We start from the raw sequence: 5,368 nt of genomic DNA, 5'->3' as shown, positions 1-5,368 counted from the left end.
CCTCTCGGGGTCATTTTCGCGCCGACACGACGGCGCTGCAACGCGCCAGACCACTGTGATGAAGGGCCGGGCCTCCGGCGGGCCTCGGCAACCTCAGGGAAACTAGCGCGGTTCCCTCGGGTGGCTGATCTAGTCTCAGCGGCTGTGGTTTGTGGGGTGGTGCGGTCCGTTCCCCTCGGTCGCGTCGTCAGCCCGGGGGGTACAGCACCGGTGTCCGGGGGTAAAGTCCGCGCGCGGCGGTCGTGCATTTGACCTGCGGTTTCGTACGGCGCGAACTTGACCCCCGGCCACCGGCACTGTAGGCGAAGCCCTGCCGACGCGACCGAGGGGAACGAACCGAAAACCAGCCGGAAGAATAGCAATCGCAGGGACCGAGGACACGGCTTGGTGACGCAGCTGTCGGTGAGGCTGTGGCGGCGGGTCGCTGGTCAGTTGGTCGAGAACATGCCCGGGTGCGGTGCGGCTGTGCCTAGCAACCAACCGCGACTGATATCCCCGGCTGGCCTTGCTGTCCGCAGCATCGGCTTTGGTGGCGAGGTCGATCCGGTAGCCGTCGGTGTCTGTGTTGGTAGTCGGGGCGGTCCGCACCCGCTAGCCGGGAATGTGCACCTCGGGGCTGGTGCGCTGCCAGGCGCTGAACCGGCGGCCGAATCCGCCGAGCCGCCGGTACCGAACCACTGGGCTTTGCCATTCTTCCGGCTGGTTTTCGGTTCGTTCCCCTCGGTCGTGTCGGCAGGGCTTCGCCTACAGTGCCGGTGGCCGGGGGTCAAGTTCGCGCCATACGAAACCGCCGCCTACCAGCATTACCGCAGCGCGCGGACTTTACCCCCGGACACCGGTGCTGTACCCCCCGGGCTGACGACGCGACCGTGGGGAACGGACCGCACCATCTCAGGGACCGCAGCCGCTGAGCCCTGACCCGGCCACCCGAGGGAACCGCGCTAGTTTCCCTGAGGTTGTCGAGGCCCGCCGGAGGCCCGGCTCTTCACCACAGCTCTTGACCTTGACTTTGCTGTTGATCTTGCCCTTGCCCGGACTTGCTGGAGTTGAAGAGGCCTGAGGTGGGGCGGGGTTGTGAACGCGGAAACCGGCAGCCGACAAACACGACTCGCCGACCCGAACCCCGAACCGGCACAACTATGACCGAAGGCGTAAAAAGCATTTAAAACCCACAGACCAACCGCAACCCGGCCCACAAACCCCAGCCCCTGACTGGCTGCGCCGCTTCGGCACGCGGAACAGCGCAGCATGATCCGCCGCTACATCAGCTGCCGAAACCGCCACGCCGACGACCTCCGTCCGCGCCAAATCACCACCAGGGCAAACGTTGCCTGATGCGGCACTGGATATCGATCCGCCAGATGTCGACTCGGTAAACGCCGACCTGCCCGGCCGATCGCACCCGCCCAGCCGATCACCCGCCCCGCTGATCAGCTCCGGCTCGGCTGATCCGTCGAGTCCGGCCGACGGGGTCCGGCCCGGTCGATCAATCAACACCCTGACCTGCGGGTTCGCCCTCGCCTGCGCGTGCATCGTGATTTTTCATCGAACGGCAAACTCTTTGCAGCACTGGCATCAGGATATTGCGCGCAAGTGTCGCCAGCGTTACGCTCCGCCTGCGACATCCCCCAACGGGCCGCACCCCACGGCCCGTCCCCCGCACGGTGCCCCATCGAAGGAGCCCTTTGTGATGTCCAGATCCGCACGCGCCGGGATTCCCGGCGCGCGTAAGCACCCCACTCGACGCGCCTTGGCCGCCGCCCTCGGCGCGGTTCTGGCCACCGCCGGAACGCTGGTCGCTCTCGCCGCCTCGCCCGCGGCCGCGGCCGGGGCCACCGGCGGTGGCGGGGCGAGCCTGCCCTATGTCGAGGTGGAGGCCGCGAAGGCGGCCACCACCGGCACGCTGATCGGTCCCAGTTTCTCGCAGGGGCAGTTGGCGGACGAGGCTTCCTACCGTCAGGCTGTGACCCTGGCCGGGAACGGCTCGGGGCAGAGCATCACCTTCACCACGCCGGTGGCGACCAACTCGATCGACCTCCGGTACAGCATTCCGGACAGTTCCGACGGCTCGGTCTACACCGCGCCGCTGTCGCTGTACGTCAACGGGACCAAGCAGTCCAACCTGACGCTGACCAACGCCTACAGCTGGTACTACGGCAGCTACCCGTTCACCAACACCCCGAGCAGTGGCAATCCGCACCACTTCTACGATGAGGTGCACCAGCTGTTCAACACCACCTACCAGGCCGGGACCACCTTCAAGCTGCAGGTCGACGCCGGTGACAGCGCCTCCTCCTACACCGTCAACCTCGCCGACTTCGAGAACGTCGGCCCGGCGCTGACCCAGCCGGCCGGCTCGGTCTCGGTGACCAGTGAGGGCGCCGACGCCACCGGCGTGAACGACTCCACCAGCGCCTTCAACGCCGCCATCGCGGCGGCCGGCGCGGGCGGCACGGTGTGGATCCCGCCGGGGACGTTCAACATTCCGGGCCACATATCCGTGAACAACGTGACGGTGGCCGGCGCGGGCATGTGGTACTCGACGGTGACCGGGACGGCGCCCGGCTTCTACGGCAACTCCGCGCCCAATCCGTCCACCAACGTGCACCTGTCGAACTTCGCCATCTTCGGCAACGTCCAGCAGCGTGACGACAGCGCGCAGGTGAACGGGATCGGCGGCGCGATGAGCGATTCGACCGTGAGCGACATCTGGATCGAGCACATGAAGGTCGGGGCCTGGATGGACGGCCCGATGGACAAGCTGACCTTCAGCGGCATGCGGATCCGGAACACCACGGCCGACGGCATCAACTTCCACGGCGGCGTGACCAACTCCACCGTGACGAACAGCGACATCCGTAACACCGGTGACGACGGCATCGCGACCTGGGCCGACTCCGGCATCGGGGCGGACGCCAACGACACCATCTCCAACAACACCGTTCAGGACCAGCAGTTGGCCAACGGCATCGCGATCTACGGCGGCCACGACAACACGGTCTCCGGCAACCTGGTCGTGGACACCGGCATCACCCAGGGCGGCGGCATCCAGGTCGGCCAGCGCTTCAGCTCCACGCCGGTCGGCACCACCACGATCGAGAACAACACCCTGATCCGCGACGGCAGCTTGGACCCGAACTGGCAGTTCGGGGTCGGGGCGCTGTGGTTCGACGGGAGTCAGGGCGCGATCACCGGGCCGATCAACGTCAGCAATGCCCTGATAGAGCAGAGCCCGTTCGAGGCCGTCCAGTGGGTCGAGGGCACGGTCAGCGGCGTCAGCCTGAACAACGTGACGATCGCCGGCACCGGGACCTTCGCGATGCAGGAGCAGACCGGCGGCGCCGCGACGTTCCAGAACGTCACCGCGACCGGTGTCGCGCAGGCCAACGCGGGCAACGCCCCCAGCTACAGCTGTGAGGGCAACTCCTTCGCGATCACCGACAACGGCGGCAACTCCGGCGTCAGCCCGACGCAGTGCATCACGACGAGCCCCGCACCGGTCTTCCCGCCCTACCCGGCCAGCAGCGTCAGCACCAGCCCGGGTTCGCTGAACTTCGGCTCGGTGGCGACCGGCGCGACCAGCGCGGCGCAGACCGTGACGGTGTCCAACCCGACCGGTTCGGCGGCCGCGGTGTCCTCGATCGCGGCCGGCGGCGACTTCGCGCAGACCAACAACTGCGGGTCGTCGATCGCGGCCAACGGCTCCTGCACGGTGAACGTCACCTTCACGCCGAGCGCGGCCGGGGCCCGCTCCGGCAGCCTCACCGTCAACGCCGGCGGCGTCACCGACACCGTCTCGCTGTCCGGCACCGGCATCGCGCCGGGACCGGTGCTGAACGCCAACCCGGCCAGCCTGGCCTTCGCCCGCACCGCGGTCGGCGCCTCGGCCGGGCCGCAGACGGTGACCATCACCAACAGCGGCACCAGCGCGGCGAGTGTGTCAGGGGTCTCCGTCACCGGTGACTACAGCCAGACCAACAACTGCTCCTCGATCGCCGTCAACGCCTCCTGCAGCGTGACAGTCAAGTTCACCCCGACCGCCGGCGGCGCGCGGACCGGCTCGCTCACGGTCGCCAGCAACGCCACCAACACCCCGACGACCGTGGCCCTCAGCGGCACCGGCGTCGACGGCACCGTGAACCTCGCGGCCGGGCAGCCGGCCACGGCCAGTTCCAGCAACGGCGCCTACGTGCCGGCCAACCTCACCGACTCCGACCCGTCGACCTACTGGGAGAGCGCGAACGGCTCCTTCCCGCAGTGGGCGCAGGTCGACCTCGGCCAGAACTGGAGCGTCGGCAAGGTGGTCCTGCGGCTGCCGCCGTCCACCGCGTGGAGCGCCCGCACCGAGACCCTGTCGGTGCTCGGTTCCACCGACGGCACCAACTTCTCGACCATCGTCGGCTCCGCCGGCTACACCTTCGACCCGAACGCCAACAACAACACGGTGACCATCCCCTTCACCACCACGACCGCCCGCTACCTGCGGGTCAACATCACCGCGAACAGCGGGTGGTCGGCCGGTCAGCTCTCTGACTTCCAGGCCTACCTCGGCAGCGGCGGGGGCAGCACCGGCCCGTCGATCGCGACCAACCAGACCAGCCTGTCGTTCGGCAACCAGGCCGTCGGCAGCACCAGCGGCACGCAGGCGGTCACCGTCACCAACTCCGGCAACGGCGCTGCGGCGATCTCCTCGATCGCGGCCACCGGTGACTTCGCGCAGACCAACAACTGCGGCAGCTCTCTGGCCGCCGGTGCGTCCTGCACGGTGAACGTCACCTTCACCCCGACCGCCTCCGGCGCCCGGACCGGCTCGCTCAGCATCGCCAGCAACGCCCCGAACAGCCCGGCGACGGTCGCCCTGACCGGCACCGGCGGGTCCGCCAACACCGATCTGGCGCTCAACCAGCCGGCATCGGCCAGCGGCTCCACGCAGAACTACGCGCCGGCCAACGCCGTCGACGGTGACACCAGCACCTACTGGGAGAGCACGGACAACGCGTTCCCGCAGTGGCTCCAGGTCGATCTCGGCGCGGCCAAGAGCGTCAGCAAGATCGTGCTCGACCTCCCGCCGGCGACCGCCTGGGCCACCCGCACCCAGACGCTGTCGGTGCTCGGTTCCACGGACGGCAGCACGTTCTCGACCGTCGTCGGATCGGCGAACTACACCTTCAACCCTTCGACGGGGAACACCGTGACCATCACGTTCCCCTCGACCAGCACCCGGTACCTGCGGCTGAATTTCACCGCGAACACCGGATGGCCGGCCGGGCAGCTCTCGGAGTTCCAGGTCTTCCAGTGACAGCTGCAGTAGCAGTAGCAGTGGCAATAACAGTGCTCTGAGTTCTCATCGGGTGGCGCGGCCTTCGGC

1 protein-coding gene and 1 pseudogene are annotated in these 5,368 nt (G+C 68.2%); both read left to right on the top strand.

Translation table 11 applies throughout. From position 1 onward, the window contains the following. Positions 1-1,230 precede the first annotated feature (1,230 nt). Positions 1,231-1,335 (top strand): annotated as a pseudogene (locus KGQ19_RS53235) (transposase); the annotation flags it as partial. Positions 1,336-1,690: 355 nt separating this feature from the next. Further along, positions 1,691-5,299 carry a choice-of-anchor D domain-containing protein gene (locus KGQ19_RS47250; protein ID WP_212021955.1) on the top strand — a complete coding sequence of 1,203 codons (3,609 nt, stop codon included), beginning with the start codon at positions 1,691-1,693 and terminating at the stop codon, positions 5,297-5,299. Positions 5,300-5,368 lie beyond the last annotated feature (69 nt).

Source organism: Catenulispora pinistramenti, assembly GCF_018274385.1.
Classification (GTDB): Bacteria; Actinomycetota; Actinomycetes; order Streptomycetales; family Catenulisporaceae; genus Catenulispora; species Catenulispora pinistramenti.
Note: the sequence above shows the minus strand (reverse complement) of the source record. Positions and strands in the feature narration are given on the sequence as shown.

Coding starts and splice junctions, on each gene's coding strand:
- KGQ19_RS47250 (WP_212021955.1), top strand. CDS start 1,691: ATGTCCAGATCCGCACGCGCCGGGATTCCCGGCGCGCGTAAGCACCCC.